General features: G+C 67.7%; 23 protein-coding genes. 15 read left to right on the forward strand and 8 right to left on the reverse strand.

Annotated features, from left to right (window positions below):
• Positions 1 to 50: 50 nt before the first annotated feature.
• Positions 51 to 431, reverse strand: a complete 381-nt coding sequence (locus tag ON40_RS21375; RefSeq protein WP_040825420.1) for a RidA family protein — start codon at positions 429 to 431, stop codon at positions 51 to 53.
• Positions 432 to 667: 236 nt separating this feature from the next.
• Here ON40_RS21375 and ON40_RS21380 point away from each other — a divergent pair, with 236 nt between their 5' ends.
• The 11 genes from ON40_RS21380 (at position 668) to ON40_RS21430 (ending at position 11,410) form a co-directional block, all read left to right on the forward strand.
• On the forward strand, positions 668 to 2,029 hold the full coding sequence (locus ON40_RS21380) for an MFS transporter (protein WP_040825421.1): 1,362 nt from the start codon (positions 668 to 670) through the stop codon (positions 2,027 to 2,029).
• Entirely contained in the window at positions 2,026 to 3,537 is a 1,512-nt protein-coding gene (locus ON40_RS21385) for an aldehyde dehydrogenase (protein WP_083895817.1), read from the forward strand. The genes ON40_RS21380 and ON40_RS21385 overlap by 4 nt, the downstream gene beginning before the upstream one ends.
• A gap of 115 nt (positions 3,538 to 3,652) precedes the next feature.
• Positions 3,653 to 4,648 (forward strand): VOC family protein, encoded by a 996-nt coding sequence (locus tag ON40_RS21390; protein ID WP_083895818.1) that lies wholly within the window; start codon positions 3,653 to 3,655, stop codon positions 4,646 to 4,648.
• 3 nt (positions 4,649 to 4,651) lie between these two features.
• Positions 4,652 to 5,437 (forward strand): alpha/beta fold hydrolase, encoded by a 786-nt coding sequence (locus ON40_RS21395; protein ID WP_040825423.1) that lies wholly within the window; start codon positions 4,652 to 4,654, stop codon positions 5,435 to 5,437.
• Positions 5,438 to 5,456: 19 nt separating this feature from the next.
• Complete coding sequence (locus ON40_RS21400; protein WP_040825425.1) at positions 5,457 to 5,957, forward strand: cupin domain-containing protein; 501 nt, start codon at positions 5,457 to 5,459, stop codon at positions 5,955 to 5,957.
• On the forward strand, positions 5,954 to 6,706 hold the full coding sequence (locus ON40_RS21405) for an SDR family oxidoreductase (protein WP_083895819.1): 753 nt from the start codon (positions 5,954 to 5,956) through the stop codon (positions 6,704 to 6,706). The genes ON40_RS21400 and ON40_RS21405 overlap by 4 nt, the downstream gene beginning before the upstream one ends.
• Before the next feature lie 24 nt (positions 6,707 to 6,730).
• Positions 6,731 to 7,513: an SDR family oxidoreductase gene (locus ON40_RS21410; RefSeq protein ID WP_040825427.1), complete on the forward strand. Its 783-nt coding sequence runs from the start codon at positions 6,731 to 6,733 to the stop codon at positions 7,511 to 7,513.
• A 14-nt stretch (positions 7,514 to 7,527) separates the two neighbouring features.
• Positions 7,528 to 9,159 carry a thiamine pyrophosphate-binding protein gene (locus ON40_RS21415; RefSeq protein WP_051193377.1) on the forward strand — a complete coding sequence of 544 codons (1,632 nt, stop codon included), beginning with the start codon at positions 7,528 to 7,530 and terminating at the stop codon, positions 9,157 to 9,159.
• Positions 9,159 to 10,142, forward strand: a complete 984-nt coding sequence (locus ON40_RS21420; protein ID WP_245567918.1) for a PDR/VanB family oxidoreductase — start codon at positions 9,159 to 9,161, stop codon at positions 10,140 to 10,142. Before ON40_RS21415 ends, ON40_RS21420 begins: the two co-directional genes overlap by 1 nt.
• Positions 10,143 to 10,151: 9 nt before the next feature.
• Positions 10,152 to 10,373, forward strand: a complete 222-nt coding sequence (locus ON40_RS21425; RefSeq protein WP_040825429.1) for a recombinase-like helix-turn-helix domain-containing protein — start codon at positions 10,152 to 10,154, stop codon at positions 10,371 to 10,373.
• Complete coding sequence (locus tag ON40_RS21430) at positions 10,373 to 11,410, forward strand: Rieske 2Fe-2S domain-containing protein (RefSeq protein WP_040825431.1); 1,038 nt, start codon at positions 10,373 to 10,375, stop codon at positions 11,408 to 11,410. The genes ON40_RS21425 and ON40_RS21430 overlap by 1 nt, the downstream gene beginning before the upstream one ends.
• Before the next feature lie 175 nt (positions 11,411 to 11,585).
• On the opposite strand, the gene ON40_RS21435 is transcribed toward ON40_RS21430, so the two are convergent.
• Complete coding sequence (locus ON40_RS21435; protein ID WP_040825433.1) at positions 11,586 to 12,458, reverse strand: alpha/beta fold hydrolase; 873 nt, start codon at positions 12,456 to 12,458, stop codon at positions 11,586 to 11,588.
• Positions 12,459 to 12,713: 255 nt separating this feature from the next.
• Here ON40_RS21435 and ON40_RS21440 point away from each other — a divergent pair, with 255 nt between their 5' ends.
• The 4 genes from ON40_RS21440 to ON40_RS21455 all read left to right on the forward strand — a co-directional run bounded on the left by ON40_RS21440 (position 12,714) and on the right by ON40_RS21455 (position 16,843).
• A complete protein-coding gene (locus ON40_RS21440; RefSeq protein WP_040825434.1) occupies positions 12,714 to 13,646 on the forward strand; it encodes an amidohydrolase family protein in 933 nt (310 codons plus the stop codon).
• A 43-nt stretch (positions 13,647 to 13,689) separates the two neighbouring features.
• Complete coding sequence (locus ON40_RS21445; RefSeq protein WP_083895820.1) at positions 13,690 to 15,072, forward strand: MFS transporter; 1,383 nt, start codon at positions 13,690 to 13,692, stop codon at positions 15,070 to 15,072.
• A gap of 97 nt (positions 15,073 to 15,169) precedes the next feature.
• Positions 15,170 to 15,544 carry a hypothetical protein gene (locus ON40_RS51980; protein WP_157186363.1) on the forward strand — a complete coding sequence of 125 codons (375 nt, stop codon included), beginning with the start codon at positions 15,170 to 15,172 and terminating at the stop codon, positions 15,542 to 15,544.
• A gap of 93 nt (positions 15,545 to 15,637) precedes the next feature.
• Positions 15,638 to 16,843, forward strand: a complete 1,206-nt coding sequence (locus ON40_RS21455) for an FAD-dependent monooxygenase (RefSeq protein ID WP_040825438.1) — start codon at positions 15,638 to 15,640, stop codon at positions 16,841 to 16,843.
• Positions 16,844 to 16,848: 5 nt separating this feature from the next.
• On the opposite strand, the gene ON40_RS21460 is transcribed toward ON40_RS21455, so the two are convergent.
• The 6 genes from ON40_RS21460 to ON40_RS21485 all read right to left on the reverse strand — a co-directional run bounded on the left by ON40_RS21460 (position 16,849) and on the right by ON40_RS21485 (position 22,711).
• Positions 16,849 to 18,051, reverse strand: coding sequence for a cytochrome P450 (locus tag ON40_RS21460; RefSeq protein WP_040825439.1), 1,203 nt, complete (start codon positions 18,049 to 18,051; stop codon positions 16,849 to 16,851).
• Between the two features lie 240 nt (positions 18,052 to 18,291).
• Complete coding sequence (locus ON40_RS21465) at positions 18,292 to 19,530, reverse strand: cytochrome P450 (RefSeq protein WP_040825441.1); 1,239 nt, start codon at positions 19,528 to 19,530, stop codon at positions 18,292 to 18,294.
• Positions 19,531 to 19,577: 47 nt separating this feature from the next.
• Positions 19,578 to 19,772 (reverse strand): ferredoxin, encoded by a 195-nt coding sequence (locus ON40_RS21470; RefSeq protein ID WP_040825442.1) that lies wholly within the window; start codon positions 19,770 to 19,772, stop codon positions 19,578 to 19,580.
• 13 nt (positions 19,773 to 19,785) lie between these two features.
• On the reverse strand, positions 19,786 to 21,003 hold the full coding sequence (locus ON40_RS21475) for an NAD(P)/FAD-dependent oxidoreductase (RefSeq protein ID WP_040825444.1): 1,218 nt from the start codon (positions 21,001 to 21,003) through the stop codon (positions 19,786 to 19,788).
• Positions 21,004 to 21,043: 40 nt separating this feature from the next.
• Entirely contained in the window at positions 21,044 to 21,682 is a 639-nt protein-coding gene (locus ON40_RS21480) for a TetR/AcrR family transcriptional regulator (RefSeq protein ID WP_245567919.1), read from the reverse strand.
• Positions 21,683 to 21,844: 162 nt separating this feature from the next.
• Positions 21,845 to 22,711, reverse strand: a complete 867-nt coding sequence (locus ON40_RS21485) for an SDR family NAD(P)-dependent oxidoreductase (protein WP_040825446.1) — start codon at positions 22,709 to 22,711, stop codon at positions 21,845 to 21,847.
• Positions 22,712 to 22,739: the final 28 nt, after the last annotated feature.

Consider the following 22,739-nt stretch of genomic DNA (forward strand, 5'->3'; position numbering starts at 1 on the left):
GCTTCCTCCCGTTGGGCTCGAACGAATTTCGGATGACGGTATCGGCCAGGCTACTCGGCGAGCGAACCGGGTTCGGCCGACACACACGCGATAGCGTCGATCTCGACCGTCGCGCCGTACGGGAGCGCGCTGACCTCCACGAAGGTGCGGGCCGGTCGAGCGGTGGCGAACAGGCGCTCGAACTGGCGGTTGGCCTCCTCGCGCAACGACAGGTCGGTGACGAAGTAGGTCAGCTTCACGACATCGTCCAGGCTGCCGCCGGCGGTGGCGAGCCGCTCCAGCATGCGGTCCGCCGCCGCGTCGAGAGCCTCGGTGCGACCGGGTACGGGCACGTAGTCGCCGTCCACCGACAGTGCGCCGGAAACGAATACGAACTGCCCCGCACGCACGGCCGGGCGGTAGGGGTGCTGGGCGGAAACCGCAGTTGACATCGGGTGATCTCCTCGGTCGCAGAGCCGGCTGACAAGAACCTTTAGCGCTAAGTTAATTTGCGATGCCGCGCCGGTCAAGCCCCACCCCGGACGTGTTGCAACACGGTAACCCCGCAAAAACAGCATGTTTCGGCAAAAGTCAAGGGTTGACCCCAGATGTGACGTACGGCTATATCTTTGTGCCAAATGATTTAGTGCTCAGCGATTGACTCGCTGAGGATCGGAGAGATACCTCCATGGCATCAACCGCAACCGCAACAGACGCCGCTGCCATCGCCGCCCGGCTGGAGCGGCTACCGATCAGTCGATGGCATATCAAGGCCCGCGTCGCCGTCGGCGCGGTCACCTTCTTCGACGGCTTCGACCAGCTCATGATCGCCTACGCGATGCCGAAGATCGCCAAACAATGGCACCTGACCACCACCGCGAGCGGATGGGTCATCGCCGCGGGCGGAATCGGCATGCTCATCGGATCCCTCCTGGGCGGACGGCTCGCCGACCGGGTCGGGCGCCTGCCCGTCGTCATCGGCGCGATGCTGCTCTACTCCCTGATGAGCTTGGGTATGGCACTGAGCAGTACGCTCGCGCTGTTCGTCGTCTTCCGCTTCGTGCAGGGTCTGGGCCTGGGCGCCGAAGTTCCCGTCGCCACCTGCTACATCGGCGAGATCTCCAAGGCCCGGCACCGCGGCCGGTTCGTGCTGCTCTACGAGACGATCTTCCCGATCGGACTGCTGTTGTCCTCGATCGCGTCCTCGTGGGTGGTGCCGCACGCCGGATACCGCTGGCTGTTCGTCACCGGCCTGCTCCCGATCGTGCTGCTGCCGATTCTGCTGAAGCTTCCCGAATCGCCGCGCTGGCTCACCGCGCGTGGCCGGATCGCCGACGCCGATGCCGCCATGACCCGCATCGAGCAGGAGATCACGGCGTCGGGAAAGACCCTGCCCGCCCCCGTGCCGATGCCGACCGGCGCCCAACCGCAGGCCGCGCGCATGCTCGACCTGTTCCGCGGTCCGTATCTGCGACGCACCACCGTCATCGGATCGACTTGGCTCACCACGTTTTTCGTCAACTACGGCCTGACCTCGTGGCTGCCGACCCTGTACACCGGGCGATTCCACGTCTCACTGGCCACCGGCCTGCACTACAGCGTCATCACCACCTTCGCCGGGGTGATCGGTTGCGTGCTGGTCGCGCTGCTCATCGACGGACTCGGTCGCCGACTGTCCATCGCCTTCGCGCTGGGTCTGGCGTCCGCGCTGCTGTTCCTCACCGCCGCCACCGCCACGGGCAGCGCCTTCAAGGTCATGCTGTGGTGTTCGGGCTCATCGCTTTTCGTGTTCTCGGTGACCCTGGCGCTGTACCTGTACACCACCGAGGTCTTCCCCACCTCGATGCGCGCCCTGGGCGTCTCGTTCGGCGGCGCCTGCGGCCGGCTCGGCATGGTACTGGGTCCGCTGCTCGTGGGCTGGCTGCTGGACCACGGCGCGCTGCACACGCTGTTCGCCATCTTCGGCGCGATCGCGCTGGTCGGCGCCCTGATCTTCGGCCTGTTCGCCACGGAAACGAAGGAGAAGACATTGGAGGAGATCACCGCATGACCGGCGTGCCGAAGACGTTGCCCGACATGACATTCGAGCCCGTGCCCGACGAATTCCTGCTCGCGGGCAACTGGAAGCACGGCGCGGGCCCCGCGACCAGCGTGATCGATCCGGCGACCGGATCCGAGTTGCAGCGGGTCGGGCACGCAGGCGTCGAGGACGTCGACGCGGCGGTGCGCGCCGGTGCTGCGGCGGCCGCCGACCCGGCCTGGCGCGGGCTGCTGCCGCACCAGCGGGCCACCTACCTGCACCGGATCGGAGCCGCCATTGAGGGGGCGGCCCCGCGCCTGGCACTGTTGCAGAGCTACAACACCGGCAAGACGCTCACCGAGACCAGCGCCCTGGTTACCAGCGCCGCCAACACTTTTCGCTATTTCGCGGCCGTGCTGGAGACCTCCGACGAGGATCTGACCACGCCGCGCGGCCCGTACCTGACGATGAGCGTGCACGAGCCGATCGGCGTGGTCGGCGCGATCACGCCGTGGAACTCCCCCATCGCCAGTGACGCGCAGAAGATGGCGCCGGCGCTCGCCGCCGGTAACGCCGTGGTGCTGAAACCGGCCGAATGGACGCCGCTGGTGTCGCTGGCCCTGGCCCGGATCATCGACGAGACCGGGCTACCACCGGGACTGCTGTCGGTGTTGCCCGGCCGAGGATCGGTGGTCGGCGATGCGATCGTCAGACATCCCGGGGTCGGGAAGGTGAGCTTCACCGGCGGCACCACCACCGGTCGCACGCTCGCGCACGCGGCGGCCGAGAAGCTGATGCCGGTATCGCTGGAGCTGGGCGGCAAGTCGCCGACCATCGTGCTCGCCGACGCGGATGTCGAGGCGGCCGTGAACGGGGTGCTGTACGGCATCTTCTCCTCGTCGGGACAGAGTTGCATCGCCGGATCGCGGCTGTTCGTGGACGCCGGAATCTACGAGGAGTTCCTGGACCGGTTGGTCGCGAGGACACAGGCGCTTCGAGTTGGCCCCGGCCGCGAGCCCGGCGTGCAGGTCGGCCCGCTGGTGCATCACCGGCATCGAGACGCGGTTGCCCGGCACGTCGAGCTGGCCCGTGCCGAAGGTGGCCGAATCCGTTGCGGCGGATCGGTTCCCGACGACCCCCGGCTGGCCGAGGGTGCGTACTATCTGCCGACCGTCATCGACGGTCTGGCCAACGACGCGCGGGTGTGCCAGGAGGAGATCTTCGGCCCGGTGCTGGTGGCGTTGCCGTTTCACGGCGAGGCGGACCTCATCGCGCAGGCGAACGACACCGTCTACGGTCTGGCCGCGGGCATCTGGACCCGGGACTACCGGCGGGCCTGGCGGCTGGCGCGCGCGCTGCACACCGGCACGGTGTGGATCAACACCTACAAGCAGTTCAGCATTTCCACGCCGTTCGGCGGAGTCAAGGAGAGCGGATTGTCGGTGGAGAAGGGCCGCACGGGAATTCGCGCCTATTCCCGGCAGAAGAGTATCTATCTGGGCATGGACGAGGCGCCGATCGCCTGGGCGGAGAGCTGACCTCCCCGTCGCGAGCCGGGTCCGGCCGAACCGGAACCAATTCGCTTCGGGGGCTTGCCGCCCATATAACTTAGCGCTAAGTTATTTACCGCCAAAACAATCTGGAGGCATTCCCATGAACGAGCCGATCGCCCGGCTGCGGGCACTACGCTCGGTGGAACTGCGGACCGTCGCCTGCCCCGAATCCGTGGACTTCTACACCGAGATCTGGGGCCTGCGAACTGTCGAGCAGGGCAACGACGTCGCCTGGCTGCGCGGCAGCGGCCCGCAGCATCACGTCCTGCAGCTCACCGCGGCCGAGCGAAACGGGTTGGGCCGCATAAGTTTCGCCGTGTCCACCCCTGCCGACGTCGACGCCGCCGCGCGCCGCCTCGAACAGCTCGGCATCCCGATACTCGAGGGCCCCGGCCCCGTGGCGGACGCCGGCGGCGGCTACGGCCTCCGGTTCGCCGATATCGAGGGCCGGGTCATCGAACTGCTCACCGGCACCTACGCCGTCGCCGAACTCGGCCGCCACGACGCGGTCCCGGTCGGCGTCACCCACGTGGTGCTCAACACCGTCGACATCGATGCCGCCGTCGCCTTCTACACCTCGGTGCTCGGCATGCGGGTCTCGGACTGGTCCGAACACCAGATGGCTTTCCTGCGTTGCAATTCCGACCACCACAGCATCGCCTTCAACCAGGCCGGCTGGACCTCGGTCAACCATGTCGCCTACGAGATGCCCAGCGTCGACCACTTCATGCGCGGCATCGGGCGGCTGCGGCACAGCGGCATCACCCCGCTGTGGGGTCCGGGGCGGCACGGTCCCGGCGACAACACCTTCTCCTACTTCGCCGATCCGGCCGGGCTGGTCTGTGAATACACCAGCGGTATCGCGCAGGTCGACGAGGACCGCTGGCTGTGCCGGGTGTGGCGGCGCATTCCGGAACTCTCCGACACCTGGGGAACCGCCGGGCCGCCCTCGCAGCAGACCCGCACCCACATGGCGGGGATCGCGGATCCCGGTGCGTTCGAACGCTTTCCGGAACTGCGCGAGCAGATTCCCGGCGCGGTCGAGGCCACCGAGATCGGCACGGACGTCCGCGTCGCCGCCGCCGGAAAGTACTGAGCCATGGCCGATCTGCATGTCACCGAACTGGGGCCGCTCGACGCCCCGCCCATCGTGCTGCTGCACGGAATCGGCGGCAGCGCCGACACTTTCGCCGCACAGTTCGCCGACTGGGCCGACCGCCTGCACGTCCTGGCCTGGGACGCACCAGGCTACGCGCGCAGCGCCACGCCCGAAACACCGTGCACCCTGGACGATTACGCCGACCGCGTGGCCGAGCTGATCGCCGACCGCTGCGGCACCGCCCATGTGCTCGGCATGTCCTGGGGCGGGGTCATCGCGACCCGCCTGGCGTTGCGACACCCCGAACTGCTGCGCAGCTTGATCCTGGGCAGCTCCACCGTCGGCTCGGGCGCCGACCCCTCGGCCGCGACGGCGATGCGCGCCCGAGCCGACGAACTCGATGCCGTCGGCGCCACGCGGTTCGCCGCCGCGCGCGCACCGAAACTACTGTCACCGCAGGCGGATCCGCAGGATGTCGCCGCCGTCGCCGCCGCCATGGCCGCCGCCGTCCGCCCGGACGGGTATCGCGCCGCGGCCGAATCCATGGCCGCCACCGACCACACCGCCGACCTGCCGGACGTCGATGTGCCCACCCTCGTGCTGAGCGGCGACCAGGACGGCGTCACCGGGATCGCGGCCGGTCAGGTACTGGCGGGCGGGATCCCGGACGCGGTGTTCGTCACCCTGCGCGGGGCCGGACATCTGGCCAATCAGGAGCGGTCCGAGGCGTTCGACGCCTGGGTCGAATCCTTCGTCCACATCACCGAGCGGTTGCGGAACCGCTAGAACAACAAGGAGATTCATCATGGATTACACGACATCGGACCTGGCCGAGTTCACCGATTCGCTGGTGCTGACCCGCGCCAGCCGGCACGAGGACTGGGACGCCCTGGGCTTCCAGGCCAAGGCCGGAGACCGGTTCCGTCGCGCCCAGATCCGCTACGTCGGCTCCGGCGCGACCGGTAACCACGACGACGACCAGCGCATCATCGCCTCGGAGGGCTTCACCTTCTCCAATATGATGCTGCCCCCGGGCGCCGAAGGTCCCGAGCACACCCATCACGACGCCGAGGAGGCGTTCTTCGTGCTCGAGGGTGAGATCGAGGTCGGCGTGCACCGCGACGGCAAGGTCGAGACGCGCACCCTCGGTTACCGCGACATGATCGTGGTACCCGCCGGCGTGCCGCGCAGCCTGAAGAACAACGGCGAGGCCACCGCGCTGTTCTGCGTCATCATCGGCACCCGCAAGCCCCAGGTCCCCACCTACCCGGAGACCTCGGCGATGCACGGAATCACGCGCGACTGATGTTGGCGGGCAGGACGATTCTGATCACCGGGGCCGGTCGCGGCCTGGGCCGGGCGATCGCGACCCGGCTCTCCGCCGACCACGCCACCCTGTGGCTGGCGGATGTGCGCACGGACTGGGGCGAGGATGCCGCCGCCGAACTGCGCGCCGCGGGCGCGGACGCGCGGTTCGTCCCGGTCGATCTGCTCGACGAGGAATCGGTGGACGCGATGTTCGCGACCATCGCCGCCGCCGGACCGCTGTACGGCGTGGTCAACAACGCCGCGCTCGCGGATGGCGTGGGCGGCAAGGCAATTCACGAACTCTCGGCCGCCGACTGGGACCGGGTGGTCGGGGTCAACCTGCGCGGCACCTTCCTGGTGACGCGTGGCGCGGCACGGGCGCTCATCGCCGCCGGTGCGGGCGGGCGGATCGTATCGATCGGCTCGGATGCGGCCCGGTACGGATCGCCGCGCCTGACCCACTACATCGCCGCCAAGGGCGGGGTGGCCGCGCTGACCCGCACCGCGGCCCGCGACCTCGGACCACACGGCATCACCGTCAACACGGTGTCGCCGGGGCTGACCGAGAGCGAGTCCGCCGCGTTCGTGCCCGCGGACCGGCACGAACTGTACCGGCTGAACCGGGCGTTGGACCGGCCACAGCAACCCGCCGATCTGGTCGGCGCGGTCGCCTTCCTGCTCGGCCCGGAGGCCGGGTACATCACCGGCCAGGAACTGGTCGTCGACGGCGGATTCGTCCTGCACTGACGGCACGGAAGGAATACGGACACAATGGATCTGAACATCGGTGGCCGCACCTATCTGGTGACCGGCGGTAGTTCCGGGGTGGGCGCGGCCACGGTCGCGCTGCTGCTGGAGGAGGGTGCGAACGTCGTCACCTGCGCCCGTGACGTCGAGCGGCTGCGTGCGGTCGTCGGTGCGCTGCCCGGCGCCGAGCGCGTGTACGCCGCCGCCTGCGACGTGCGGGACACCGCCGCGGTCGACGCCCTGGTCGAGGCCGGAGCCGAACGTTTCGGTGGGCTGGACGGTGTGGTCAACAATGCCGGGAAATCGCGGATGGTCCCGAGAGCCCGAGCGGGACTCGATGATTGGCGCGACGAACTCGACCTCAAGTTCGCCAGTGTGCTCAACACCGTGGAGGCCGCACTGCCGCTGCTGCGCCGCTCCCCCGTGCCCGCCATCGTCAACATCAACGCCGTTCTGGCCCGGCAGCCCGAACCCCGGCTGGTGACCACCGGCGCCGCCCGCGCCGGACTGCTGAATCTCACCAAATCGATGTCGATCGAATTCGCGCCCGAAGGTATCCGGGTGAACACGGTCGCGCTCGGGTTGGTGGACACCGGCCAGTGGCGCCGACGTTACGAAGAGTCCGGTGGCACTGCGACTTTCGCCGAATGGGAGGCGGAGATCGCCGCCGACCGCGGCATCGGCCTGGGCCGGTTCGGCCACGCCGAGGAGGTCGCGGCCATGATCGTCACCCTGTTGTCCCCGCGCTCGTCCTATGTGACCGGCGCTGTTCTCGACGTCTGTGGCGGCGTCGCCCGGTACATGTGAGAGGAGCCCGAACAGTGCGCCGAAATGGTGGAGACCTGCTGGTGCAGGTGTTGCGAGAGGCCGGTGTGGACACCGTCTTCGGCATCGTGTCCGTACACAATCAGCCGCTGGTGGAGGCGGTCGCGCGGGAACTGCGGTTCGTGCCGGTGCGCCACGAGGCCACGGCGGTCAACGCCGCGGACGGATACGCCCGTGCGAGCGGTGGATTGGGCTGCGCGCTCACCAGCACCGGCACCGGTGCGGGCAATGCGGCGGGGGCGCTGGTCGAATCCCTTTCCGCGGGAACATCGGTGCTGCATGTGACCGGTCAGGTGGAGAGCCGATACCTGGGATCGGGCCGGGGATTCATCCACGAGACCAAGGATCAGCTCGGCATGTTGCAGGCCGTGTCGGCCTATGCCGCAACGATTCTCGACTCCGCAACGGCAGGTAAGACGCTGCGGGACGGGGTCGTGCGGGCGCTGTCGCGGCCGGGCGGTCCGGTCAGTGTCGAATGGCCGATCGACCTGCAATACGCCGAGCAGGAGATCACCGCCGAGGAACTGGTTGTCCCGCAAGCCCCCGGTCCGGACGCCGGACACCTCGAGGCCGCGCTCGCGGCGCTGGCGGCCGCGCGACGACCGGTGGTCTGGGCCGGCGGCGGTGTCGCCCGCGCGGGCGCGGAACTGCTTGCGCTGGTCGAACACTGGGGCGTGCCGCTGCTGACCAGCAACTCGGGCCGCGGCGCGGTTCCCGAGGATCACCCGTTGTGCATCGGCAACTACGGCACCTCGCCCGCGGGCAGGGAGTTGCTCGGCGAGGCCGACCTGTTGCTCTCCCTCGGAACGCATTTCCGTTCCAACGAGACCGGCGACTACAGCATGCCGGTGCCCGCCGTGCACGTGCAGGTGGATCTCGATCCGGCGGCCAACGGCCGGGTGTACCCGGCGACCGTGCCGGTGACCGGCGACATCGGCGAATTCCTGCACGCTGTCATCGAATCCGGCCGCCTCACGCCCGCCGACGCCGAATGGACCGAACGCGCTCGCACGACCCGCGAACGAGTACGGGCAGCGCAGCGGCACGGACTCGGCGACCACGCCCTACTGTCCGACGCCGTGCGCGCCGCGCTCCCTCGGGACGCGGTGATCGCCCGGGACGTCACCATCGCGTCCAGTTCGTGGGGCAACCGGCTGCTGCCGATCTACGACCCGCGCGCCAATGTGTTCCCGCGCGGTGGCGGTATCGGGCAGGGCCTGGGCATGGCGCTCGGCGCGGCGCTGGCCGACGAGACCCGCCCGACATTGGCGTTGTGCGGCGACGGCGGGCTGGCGGTGCACTTCGGCGAGATCCTGACCATGGCGCAGGAGAAGCCGTGGCTGGTACTGCTCGTGTGCAACGACGGCGGTTACGGGGTGCTGCGAAATATGCAGCGGGCCAATGGGACTCATACGTACGCGGTGGATCTGGTGAATCCGGACTTCGCGCTGCTCGCGGAGTCGATCGGGGTTCCGTACCGCCGCATCGAGAGCGCGGATCAGGCGGTCGCAGTGCTGGCGGAGGGCGCGAGCCTGCAAGCGCCCGTGATCGTCGAGGTCGATCTGGTGGCGTACGGGCCGATGCGGACGGCGTTCACGCCGCCGGTGTCGGTGCCGACGGAGTCCTGATGGGGACGCGGGAAGAGGTCACCGGTATGGGACTCGAAACCCTCGAGCTGGTAGTGCGCCAGCTGCGCTGGGAGGCGCGCGATGTCGTATCCGTCCGGCTGGAAGACGCCGACGGCGAGACCCTCCCCGGCTGGACCCCGGGCGCACACATCGATCTGCACCTGGCCAACGGTCTGATCAGGCAGTACTCCCTCTGCGGCGACCCCGCCGACAAAACCGGATACCGCATCGCCGTACATCTCGCCCCCGCCTCCCGAGGCGGCTCCCGCTATGTGCACGAGAACCTGCGGCCCGGCCAGCCGATAACAATCAGCTTGCCGCGCAACAACTTCGAGATGCTCGACGCGCCGAACTACCTGTTCCTCGCCGGCGGTATCGGCATCACGCCGCTGCTCGGCATGATCGGCGAGGCACAGCGGCGCGGCGCGGACTGGGAACTGCACTACGGCGGACGCACCCGCGCCGCGCTCGCCTTCCTCGACGAGCTCCGGCCGCACGGCGAGCGCGTGCACATCCTCAGCGAGGACCGCGAGGGCAGACTCGACCTACCCGGGCTGCTCGGCGAATCACGTTCCAGCACACTGGTTTACAGTTGCGGACCGGAGGGTATGCTGACCGCCGTCGAGCAGTTCGGCTCGGCCTGGCCCGAGGGTACGGTCCGCCTGGAGCGTTTCGCACCCACTACTCGGTCCACCCCGGACGACGCCGCGGGCGAGCAGCCGGTGCGGGTGGTGTGCCGACGTTCCGGCGTCACCGCCACCGCCGCCCCGGGGTGCAGCATCCTCGACACCCTCGAAGATGCCGGTGTCGAGGTGCCCAGTTCCTGCCGCGAGGGCATCTGCGGCAGCTGCGAAACCACTGTGCTGCAAGGCATTCCGGACCATCGCGACGATGTGTTGTCCAGCGCCGAACAGGCGGCCGGGAAAACCATGATGATCTGCGTCTCCCGGGCGCTCACCGACGAGCTCGTGCTCGACCTCTAGGAGAATCGAATGAACGACCAGTACCTGCTCATCCACCAGGCTCGCACCGGCGAACCCACACCGTACGAAATGAAGCTGGCCGGGGCCATCGAAGAAGTCTTCGGCGGCGGCAGCCACACCCTCGACGCCCTGGTGGCCGGCCTCAACGGCCGCAGCATCTACGCGCCCGACGGCCAGGCGTGGACCGCCGAATCCTTCACCACCGAAATCGCACGGCTGGGAGCCCGCTGATGAACGAATCCCCCACCACCACACTGACCGCCGACCGGATCTTCACCACCGGCATGCGCGACCAGTGGCACGCCATCTGCCCGTCGGACTTCGTCGAGCGCGGCGGCATGAAGCGCATCACCCGCCTCGGCGAGAACTGGCTGCTGTACCGGCAGTCCGACGGCACCGTGCGCATGCTCGCCGACCGGTGCCCGCACCGCGGCGCGCCGCTGTCGCTGGGCCAGCACCTCGGCGACCGGATCGCCTGCCGCTACCACGGCATCGAGGTCGACGGCGATGGAACCGTGGTGTCGGTGCCCGGTATGCCCGGCTGCAACCTCGAGGGTAAGCAGCTCGTCCGCAGCCTGCCCGTGCGTGAGGTCGCGGGCGCGATCCTGGCCTGGGTCGGCATCGACCCGGCCGCCGAACCCGGCCCGCTCGAGCTGCCCGGCCCGCTCGTGGACGAGGACACCGCCGCGTTCCTGTGCTACGCCGAATGGGAGTCGCCGTGGCGCTGGGCCATGGAGAATCTGCTCGACCCGATGCACGGCGCGTTCCTGCACCGCGACTCGCACACCATGTTCGCGGGCGGGACCACCGCACGTTTCCGCATCCGCGAGACCGACCGCGGCTTCTTCTTCGAGAAGACGGACCAGCGCGGCGTCAACTTCGACTGGGTCGAGTTCTGCCGCACCGGAATCGACTGGGTCGACCTCGAGATCCCCTACCCGCCGACCGCGGGGCCGGGTGGTCAGTTCGGCATCGTCGGCATCGGTACGCCGATCGACGAGCGGCGTACCGCGGTCTTCTTCTGGCGCTACCGCAGGGTCACCGGCTGGGAGCGGGACGTGTGGCAGTTCCTGTATCGCACCAAGCTCGAGGAGCGGCATTGGCATGTGCTCGAACAGGATCGCGTCATGCTCGAGCACATGGCTTCCGATGCCGACCAGGCCGAGAACCTCTATCAGCACGACCTGGGCGTCTTGCGGTTGCGCCGACTGTATCGGGCGCAGGCCCAGGAGCAGGCGGCACGAGCCGGGGAGCTGGCGGCCAAGTAGGCCGGTGTGGCGGCACGGTCGGACGACACCCGCGAAATCCGACCGCGGACCTGCCGCCGTGGTCACCACGTCGGCAGTCCGCGCCGAGATCACCGTCGACGCGCGAGAACTCACGGTCCGGGCGAGGTGGAGGGTGCCCCCGACGACGCCGATCCGATGGTCGATGAGTCGCGGCTCAGGCCGCGGGCAGATACTTCACAAGGAATTCCCGGATCAGCGCCGCGACCTCGTCGCACGCGCTCTCCAGGAGGAAGTGGCCGCCCTCCATCACGTGGATTTCGGCCTTGTCGGTGTCGCGGGCGAAGGCCCGAGCGCCCTCGGGGCCGAAGAACGGGTCGCCTTTGCCCCACGTCGCCAACACCGGCACCTGATTGTCTCGAAGCCATTGGTGCAGTGCGGGATACAGCGGCGGGTTCGTGACGTAGTCCGCGAACAGCTTCAGCTGGACCTCGGCGTTGCCGGGACGCGACAGATAGGCGTGGTCCAGTGTCCAGGTGTCCGGGCTCAGGACGCTCTCATCCGCGACGCCGGTCACGTACTGACCGCGAATCGCCGCCAGCGTGAACACCCCGCGCAACGTCGCCTCGTTCTCGCTGCTCGGATCGCGTTGGTAGGCCCAGATGGGCGCCCAGCCGCTCGGGACGAAGCCTTCGTCGTAACCGTTCCCGTTCTGACTGATCACCGCGACCACCGATTCGGGGTTCGCGATCGCCAGCCGCCAGCCGATCGGCGCGCCGTAATCGTGCACGACCATGGCGTATCGCTGCACATCCAGCTGTTCGAGCAGCCCGTGGGTCAGCTCCGCCAGCGCGTCGAAACTGTAGTCGAACTCCTCGACCGTGGGTGCATCCGAGAGCCCGAACCCCAGATGGTCCGGCGCGATGACCCGGTAGCCCGCGAGTTGCGGAATCAGATTGCGGAACATGAAAGAACTGGTCGGAAAGCCGTGCAGCAGAACGATTGTCGGCAGGTCCGCCGACCCCGCTTCGCGGTAGAAGAGCCGATGCCCGCGGACCGTCGCGTACCTGTGATGCACCACCGTACCCATCGTTTCCCACCTCCGTTGTCGGCTTGTGACAGTTACAGGAACAGCAGGCGTGGGTGATCCACCGCCCTCGCACCGGCTCTGACCGCTGTCAGCTACCGCCCCACCGCGGCGAACACCGGCACCGTCTGGAAACTCGACACACCACCCACATTGTCGCAGCCCGAGCCGCCTGACAGCGCCCGCTGATGCTCGACGGCTGGAACAAAGATTTCCGGAATTATTGTCAACAATCTTGTCAACGATTATGTTTGCTTCATGACCGCTGACGCTCACACCCGATTCACCAAGTCCGCGGGCTGGCTGGACTGGTATGCGGACCCCACGACACCGGCCTTCCAGCTGCCCGCCGGCGCGGTCGACGCGCACTGCCACGTCTTCGGGCCCGGCGACCGGTTCCCGTACGCCCCGGAACGCAAATACACCCCGTGTGACGCGTCCGAGGAACAGCTGTTCGCGCTGCGCGACCATCTCGGCCTGGCTCGCAACGTCATCGTCCAGGCGACCTGCCACGGCGCCGACAACCGGGCCATGGTCCATGCGGTGCGGGCCGCCGGCGGCCGGGCGCGGGGCATCGCCACCGTGCGCCCCGACGTGACCGACACCGAACTGCGAGCGCTGGACGAGGCCGGTGTGCGCGGGGTGCGGTTCAACTTCCTCAAACGCCTCGCCGACGCGGCCCCGAAGGACGACCTGGCCGCGATCGCCGCGAAGATCGCCCCGCTCGGCTGGCACATCGTGATCTACTTCGAGGCTGCGGATCTGCCCGAGCTGGAAGACTTCTTCGCCACTCTGCCCACCACGCTGGTGGTCGATCACATGGGCCGCCCGGATGTCGGCCGACCGGTGGACGGGCCGGAGTTCTCGCGCTTCCTGCGCTTCACCGAGCGCACCGGAGCGTGGGTGAAAGTCAGCTGCCCCGAACGACTTTCGGTGACCGGCCCGGTCGCCCTGGACGGCGAGCGCAACGCGTACACCGACGTGGTGCCCTTCGCGCGCCGGGTCGTCGAGGAATTCCCGGACCAGGTGCTGTGGGGCACCGACTGGCCACACCCGAACCTCACCGATCACATGCCCGACGACGGGCTGCTGGTCGATCACATCCCGCATATCGCCACGACGGCGGAACTGCAGCGCAAGCTGCTCGTCGGCAATCCGATGCGGTTGTACTGGCCCGACGAGAAGTCCTGAACCACAACCGATTTCCACTTCCCTGCTCGACAAGGATCGCCCAATGCAGCGCTGCAATGCGTCCAACCGGCTGGACCGGCTTCCGATCTCCCGGTTCCATTACCTCACCCTGGCCGCGGTTGCGATCGCCTACTTCTTCGAATTCGCGGACATCAACAGCTTCGCCATCACCGCACCGCGGCTGATCAAGCTGTGGAAGGTGAGCGTCAACGAGATCGCGTACGTCACCTCGCTGTCCTTCGTGGGCATGTTCATCGGTTCGCTGGCCGCCGGATGGATCGCCGACCGCTGGGGCCGCAAGAAGGCGCTGCTGTGGACGACGCTCGCGTTCTCGGTGTTCTCCCTGGCCGCCGTATTCTCGTGGGATATCGTGTCGCTCGGGGTATTTCGAGTCCTGACCTCGGCGGGACTCTCGGCGATGACGGTGGTCGCCGTCATCTATGTCAGCGAGATCTTCCCGGCGGCCGTGCGCGGCAAGTACCAGGCGTACGCCATCGTGATCGGCATCTGCGGCACACCGGTCACCAATTTCATCGCCAGCGGGGTGGTCGGCCTCGCGCCCTGGTCGTGGCGGCTGGTGTATTTGTGGGGCGCGCTCGGACTGGTCGTGCTGTTCCTCGCCCGGTATCTCACCGAATCGCCGGTGTGGCAGGAGAATCGGGGCGACCACGCCGCCGCGGACGCGGTGCTGCGCGAGATCGAGGCCCGCGTGAGCGCAGAACGCGGCCCGCTCCCCGAACCCGCGCCGCCCGTCGATGCGGAGCCTGCGACGCGGGCACCGCTCTCGCTGCTGCTGCAGCGCAAGTATCTGCTACCCACGCTGCTGCTGACCATGCTGTGGGTGACCCAGTCGATCGGCTTCTTCGGCTATTCCACCTGGGCGCCTTCGCTGCTGGCGAAGGAGGGGTTCAGCGTGCAGAGTTCGACGTTGTACGTGGCGCTGTCCACGGTCGGCGCGCCGCTGGGGTCGTATCTGGCCGCGCTGGTCACCGACCGGTTCGAACGCAAGTGGTGCCTGGTGGCCTTCGGCACCGTCATCGCCGTCTGCGGCCTGCTGTACGGGCTCACCTTCACCCCGTTGATGATCGTCACCTTCGGCTTCCTGGTGAACCTGTTCGAACGTGGTTACACCGCACTCGGTTACGCCTACTCCCCGGAACTGTTCGACACGCGCACCCGCTCGCTGGGCACCGGCGTCTCCTACGGATTGGGCCGATTGTCCAACGCCGCCGGTCCGCTGATCATCGCCCACCTCTACACCTGGAGCGGTTACCGATCGGTGTTCTTCTTCATCGCCGCCACCTGGATGGTCGGCGCCATCGTGCTCGCCGCATTCGGCCCGCGCACCCGGCAGCGCATCGACCCCGGCGCGCCCGTGAGCGCCGGTGGCCGGGGACGGAGCCGCCGCCGTCCGCAGCCCATCTGAGGCGGCGCGCATTATAGCGGGGTTAACGCGAAAATTCCTGCAGTTCGGCGGAGTCGCGTAGAATTCGGGCAGGTCGGGACTGTATCTGGAGCCCATCATGATCGAGAGAAAGAATTCGCACAGGAAGTTCATCAGGTTCGCGGCCGCCGCCGGTATTGCCGCACTTGCCGCTGTTCCGGTCGTCGCAACCGCGGCGCAGGCGTCCAGCGCGCAGGCGGCGACACCGACGTCCACGACCCAACTCGCCGGCGACGTTGGCGGGGGTCACGGCGGCGGTTGGGGGCACGGCGGGGGCTGGGGTGGTGGTGGCGGGGGTCACGGCGGGGGTTGGGGTGGTGGTGGTTGGGGCCACGGCGGCGGCTGGGGTGGCGGCGGCTGGGGTCACGGGGGTGGCTGGGGTAACGGCGGCGGCTGGGGATGGAATCCCGGCTGGTGGAACCTACCCGGATGGGGTGGCTGGGGCAGCTTCTAGCGCCGGTGATCGAGCCCGGCACGCACCGCGTGCCGGGCTCGGTCGCATCGAATACCGTTCCTGTGCAGCCAGATTCGACCAACTGGTGGCGAGATGAAGATCGTGTGTATCGGTGGCGGGCCGGCCGGGTTGTACTTCGCCATTTCGATGAAGCGGCGCGACCCGGCTCATGACATCACGGTGATCGACCGCAATCCCCTCGGATCCACCTACGGCTGGGGCGTCGTGTACTGGGACGACCTGCTCGACATTCTGTTTCGGAACGACCCCGACAGCGCCGAGGCGGTGCGGGCCGGGTCCGTCCTGTGGCGTGACCAGGAAATCCATGTGCACGACAACGAGATTGCGCATTTCGGGGGCTACGGATTCAGCATGGGACGCGCGGCGCTGCTGGACGTCCTTTCCCGGCGGGCGGGCGATCTGGGCGTCGATGTCCAGCACGGCCGCGAGATCCACGATCTGTCCGGCTTCGAGGACTTCGATCTCGTCGTCGCCGCCGACGGTGCGAACAGCCGGGTGCGACAGCTCGGTGACCACCGATTCGGCACGTCCGTCAGGCTCGGCGAGAATCGATACATCTGGCTCGGTACGAACAAGGTTTTCACCCGGTTCACCTTCGCCTTCGAACACACCTCGGCCGGCTGGATCTGGTTCCACGCCTACCCGTCGATCGCCGGGAAGATCAGCACCTGCATCGTCGAGTGTCAACCACGGACCTGGCAGGGACTGGGTTTCGATTCGCTGGACAACCTGGAAAACCTGCGTGCTCTGGAGAACATCTTCGCGCGCCGTCTGGACGGTCACTCGCTGATCAGCAACACGCGAGACGAATTCGCAAGGTGGAGCCGCTTTCCCGAGGTAACCAACAAGAGCTGGTATCACGACAACGTCGTGCTGCTCGGCGATGCGGCGCACACGACGCACTTCACGATCGGATCGGGCACCCGGTTGGCGATCATCGACGCCGTCGCGCTCGCGCAGAACCTGTACCAGCACGACAAGGTCGCCGACGCGCTGGAGAACTACGACGCGCAGCGGCGCGCAGCACTGCGTCCGATCCAGGCCGCCGCCCGCACCAGCATGATCTGGTACGAGAACGCCGATCGTTATCTCGACCGCAGCGCCGTGCGGTTCGCCTATGCGATGGCGGTTCGGCACGGGTTGCAGATGCCGTGGCAGTACCAGCGACACCTGCTCACACAGGTACCCGCGGTGCGCCGGATCCGCCGTGCCGTCGACACCGGACATCGATGGTGGCGCGCTGCGCGGCGAGGCGAACGGTTCGCTCGCCGCGGCTGATCGGCTCAGCGCGTGATCGCGGGCAACGTCTCCCAACCGCGCACGGTCGAGGTGGGCGAGAGTTTGGCCGAGGACAGATCGACCTCCCACTCCGGGAAGCGCTTCAGGATCTCCTCCAACGCGATTCGGCCCTCGAGGCGGGCCAGGGCCGAGCCGAGGCAGTAGTGGGTGCCGACGCTGAAGGTGAGATGTTGGCGGGTGTCGCGGTGGATGTCGAAGACGTCGCCGTCGGGGGCGAAGTGGCGGTGGTCGCGGTTGGCCGCACCGATCAGCAGCATCATCGCGCTGCCCTGCGGGACCGTGCGACCGTACAGCTCGACGTCGCGGGTGACGTGCCGCGCGACATGCGGTGCGGGCGTCTCGAAACGCAGCAGTTCCTCCACGGCGTTCGGAATCAGTTTCGGATCCTGGACCAACTGCCGGCGCTGATCGGGATGTTCGGCGAGAACCTTTCCGGCCCAACCGATCAGCCGCGTGGTGGTCTCGTTGCCCGCGCCGGACACGACATTGACGTAGGTCAGCAACTCTTCGCGGGTCAACCGTCGCACGGTGCCGGTCTCGTCGGCGAATTCGACGTTCAGCAGCTCGGTCATGATGTCGTCGGAGGGGTGCTCGACCCGCCAGTCGATGTACGCGCCGAAGATGTCGCCGCCGTCCATCCCCTCGGAGGCGGCCTTCATCGGCTTGCCCTCCTCGGTGCGCATCTGCTCGTTCGCGAAGTCGCGGATGGCCTCCTGGTCCTGCTCCGGAATGCCCAGCAGCATGCCGATCACGCGCATCGGCATCTGCGCGCCGATATCGGCGATGAAATCCAGCTTGCCGGTGCCCACGTGCGGATCCAGGCTGTGCGTGCAGAATTCGCGGATCATGTCCTCGAGCTCCCGGATCTTGCGCGGAGTGAACATGCGCGACAACAACTTCCGGTGGATGTCGTGGATCGGCGGATCCTCGAAGATCAGCACGCCCGGCGGGATCGGGATGTCGGCCTTGATCAGCTCGATGATCGCACCCTTGGCCGAGCTGTAGGTGCCGTGGTCCAGCAACGCCGCGTTGACGTCCTCGAACCGGCTCAGCGCGTAGAAGTCGTGCTGCTCGTTGTAGTAGAGCGGCTCTTCCTCGCGCAGCCGCTTGAACATCGGATAGGGGTCCGCGTTGAGCCGCACATCGTAGGGGTCGTAGTAGACGTCACTGGCCGCGCTGGTGGTCACAGAGGTTCACCTCTCGCAGAAAAGTCATCGTGCTCGGTGCGGGCGGGCTTCACCGGGACCGAGTCTTCGGAAAAAGTACTACTCAGTGTAAATGTGACAGTACATTGTTGCAACTGATCTTCTCACATCTCGAGAGTCTCATTCTCCGCGATATCCGGGCAGAACTCAGCCCGCCCCCGCCCCGGGCTGGCACCGAGGGCGGGGGCGGGATGAGCGGTAGAACGGTCCGAGAACCGGGCGCTACCAGGCCACGGGCAACTCATAGATCCCGTAGGCGAGCCGATCGTGCTTGAATTCGACCTGGTCGAACGGAACCGCCAGGCGCAGTGTGGGAATCCGGCGCACCAGCGTCTGGAAGACGATCTGCAACTCCGCGCGCGCGAGCTGCTGCCCGACGCACTGGTGCGGGCCGAAGCCGAAGCCCACGTGCTGCGCCGCGGGACGGGTCAGATCCAGCTTGTCCGGCTGCTCCCAGGCTTTCTCGTCCCAGTTCGCCGGGGCCAGATCCAGGATCAACCCGTCACCCGCGTACACGGTCTCCCCCGCGATCTCGATGTCCGCCAACGCAACTCGCCGCTGACCGTTCTGGATGACGCTCAGATAGCGCATCAGCTCCTCGACCGCGTTGGCGACCACCTTGGGATCGTCGGTATCGCGCAGCAGCGCGAACTGGTCCGGATTCTGCAGCAGCGCAAGGGCTCCCAGCGAGATCATGTTCGAGCTGGTCTCATGTCCGGCGATGAGCACGCCGGTGCCCAGCTGCGAGGCCTCCTTCATATCGATCTCCCCGGCGCGCACGCGCTCGGCGATATCGGAGACCAGATCCTCGGCGGGCTCGTCCAGCTTCTTCTTGACCAGATCGATCAGGTAGCGCGCCAGGCCCATTCGGCTCTTCTCGGCCTGTTCCTTGGTGGCGAAGCGGTCGACGCTGGTGACGGCTTGCTGCTGGAAGAACTCGTGATCCTCGTACGGCACGCCGAGCATCTCGCTGATCATCAGCGTCGGCACCGGAAGCGCCAGTCCCGCAACCAGATCCGCGGGCTGCGGACCGGCCAGCAGCTTATCGATGTGATCGTCGGTGATCTGCTGGATCGCCGGGCGCAGCGCCTCGACCCGCTTGAAGGTGAACGGTTTGGTGAGCATCCGGCGGTACCGGCTGTGCTCCTCGCCGTCGGTGGTGAACAGGGATTTCGGCCGGGTCTCGACCATCGCGGCCATACCCTCGTTCCAGTGCGGGAATCCGGCGACGTGGTCGTCCACGCTGACCCGCGGATCGGACATCAGTGCCTTGAATTCGGCAAGCCCGGTCACCAGCCAGGGCGTGCTGCCGTCCCAGATCCGCACCCGGTTCAGCGGTTTGTCCCGGCCCAGCCGGGTCGCCTCGGGCGGGGGCGCGAACGGGCATCCGGACGACCGCAACATCGGGTACTCGGGAACCTCCGTCGTCGCGGTGGTCTCGTCGGTCAACGCTTCGGACACTTCTCACTCCTGATGATTGGCTGCGGGACGAACCGCAGGATGTCGGTTCATTCCTCGATCTGGATGGCCATCGCGGGACACATCGCCGCCGCGTGCCGAACGTCGTCGGCGAACTCGGCGGGCGGGTTCTCGTCGAGCAGGATGACGATGCCGTCCTCGTCGCGCTGATCGAACACCGCGCCCGCGTGCATGACGCAGTGCCCGGCCGCGATGCATTTGACTTGATCGACAGTCACTTTCATCGGGACCTACTTCCTAGGATGAGTGCGCGGATGTCAGCGCCGGACCGGATGCGGACTGCGCGTCCAGCAGGATCTGGCGTTGCATGCGGGCTTGTTTGGGCATATTCCAGCCGAGCACCGCGGTCGGGACGGCGTCGCGTTCGTACCGCACCAGGAAGCGGCCCTGTGCGGGATCACCCTCCACGACGGTGGCGCGCGCATCGGGTGGGACGGTGCCGTGCACCTGGATCTTGACCTCGTACTGATCGGTCCAGAAGTACGGAATCGGCTGGTAGACATCCTCCGCGCCGAGGATGTTGGCCGCGACCACCGCGGCCTGTTCCGCCGCGTGCGTGCGATTCTCCAGGCGCACAGCGGTATTCGTGCCACGGTCGTGCCAGCGGGCGACGTCGCCGACCGCGTGGACGCCCTCGGCCGCGCGGCAGCGCGCATCGCAAACCACGCCACGATCGAGAGTCAGTCCGCTGCCGACGAGCCAGTCCGTCGCGGGGACCGCACCGATGGCCACGACCACCAGATCGGCGGGCAGCGTTCGGGAATCCGCCAGGCGCACACCGGATACCCGGCCGTGCTCGCCGAGGATGCTCTGCACCCCGACTCCGAGCCGCAGTGCGACCCCGTGCCGGGTGTGCAGGTCCGCCAGCTGTCCGGCGACCAGATCGCCGAGTTGCGCGGCCATCGGTGCGTGCAGCGGTCCGGTCATGGTGACGTCCAGGCCGGATTGTCGTGCCGTGGCCGAGATTTCGGCACCCAGCACACCCTCGCCGACGACGACCACGCGCGGGCCCGCGGCGAATTCGTCGCGCAGCGCGAGGGCGTCGTCCAGGGTGCGCAGCACGTGTACCCCGCGCACCCCCTCGGGCACCGGTAGTGTGCGAGGCGTTGCGCCGGTGGCGATCACGATGGCGTCGGCGGTGATCGGACCCGCGGTGGTCTGCACCGTGCGCGTCGGCAGATCCAGTGCCAGTGCACGATGCCCCAGCAGCAGCTCCATATCCAGATCGGCCAGCATGCGCGGCGCACGCAGCAGCGTGCGCTCCGGACGCCAAGCGCCGGAGAGGATCTGCTTGGACAGCGGCGGACGATCGTAGGGCAGATGCGGCTCGTCGCCGACAACCGTGATGCGATCGCGAAAACCCCGGCGACGCAACGCTTCCACCGTGTTCAGCCCCGAAACCGAGGCGCCGACGACGAGCACCCCCGTGCGGCGAGTCCGGGTGGATGTGGTCATATCACGAATTCCTCTCTGCGCGTGCCGGGTTCGATGCAGCTCACCGAGTGACCGGGGCCAGATACAGCCCGGTGATCGCATCGATCAGGCCGACCGCGGCCTGTTCCCAGCTCGTGCGGTAAACCAGGGTGTCGTCCGCGAGCGCGCGCTCGCGTTCGGCGCAGCTGTGCACGATCAGCAAGCGCGCCATAGCGTTTCGCTCCCGGTGCAGCTGCGGCGACAACTCCGGCAGACAGCGCTGCAGACCGTCCACGATGCGCACCACCGACGGGGAGGCCAGCGACTCGTCCGAGATGAGATCACGGAATACCGGATCGGGCATGATCTGCGCGCTGAAGCGCGCGTACCACGTCGGATTGCCCAGTGCCGCCAGATGTTCGGTGATCGGGCGGACCAGACAGCCCACCAAGTCCCGCAGTCCGGCGTCGGCGTCCAGCCGCGAGACCATCTCCCGGCACAGCTGTTCGGTGGACGCGTGATGTTTGCGCACGATCGCGCGCACCAGATCGGCCTTCCCGCCGAAGTGGTAGCCGACCGCGGTGTTGTTGCCCTGGCCCGCGGCCTCGCTCACCTGACGGTTCGACACCGCCGCGATCCCCCGCTCGGCGAACAGGCGTTCCGCGGCGGTGAGGATGGCTTCGCGCGTGCTGTCCACGCGCTGGGAACGAACGGATCCCATCATGTGCCCCTTCGGATATGCGGTCCGGCCCGAACGCCGACCGTGGTCGATCGGACAGCGGAGAATACTGTTCTCATATCCGATCATGGGATTACCTCCAGTCAACGCCTCGAAGAGTCTTAAGTCAACTGATTGACTTAGAAATGAGAGATCCGCGGCGGCTCAGTTTTTCGACGCGACCGGCCGAGCGGCCGAATTCGGTTCGGCAGGCGTGCGTTCCTCGGGCTTCCTCCGGGGCTCGAGCGGCTTACCCGCGGTCGTGCCACCGTCGATCGGCAGGACCGTGCCGGTGACGTACAGCGACCGGTCACCAGCCAGATAAACCACCGCATCCGCGACATGTTCGGGCTCACCCTCCCGCGGCAGCGGCCGGTCGTTGTTCATCGACGCGCGCACCGCCTTGGCGAACCGCTCCACCTTGTCCGGCGGCATGCCGGCGGCCGAGGTGGTCAGCAGCGCGGTCGGGATATTGCCGGGTGCGAGGCAGTTCACCCGAATGTCGTACTGCGCCAACTCGATCGCGGCCGATTTGGTGAAGTGGATGACCGCGGCCTTGGACGCGCGATAGGTCTGCACTCCCCCGCCCGCCTGCAGGCCACCGACCGAGGAGACGTTGATGACCGACCCACCGCCGTGCTCGGCCATATGCCGCGCGGCGAACTTGGTGCCCGCCATCACGCCGAGCAGATTCACCCCGAGCACCCGGTGGAAATCGGCGAGATCGTCCAGCAGCAGGCTCGGATGCATCGTGCCGGGAATGCCCGCGTTGTTGCACATGACGTGCAGTCCGCCGAAAGTCTGCACCGCATGCTCGACCAGCCGTTCGACCTGCGCCGGATCGGAGACGTCGGTCTGCAGGAAGACCGCCGAGTCACCGTGTTCGGCGACCGAGGCCGCACCGCGCTCGGGGTCCAGGTCGCCCATGACCACCTTCGCGCCCTCGGCAACCAGTTTCGTCACCGTCGCGCGGCCGATTCCGGAGGCTCCGCCGGTGACGACGGCGACCTTTCCGGCCAGTTCGTCGATCATGCTTGCGATCCTTTCGATTCGGTTCGGC

This window comes from Nocardia jiangxiensis NBRC 101359 (assembly GCF_000308615.1).
GTDB lineage: Bacteria > Actinomycetota > Actinomycetes > Mycobacteriales > Mycobacteriaceae > Nocardia > Nocardia jiangxiensis.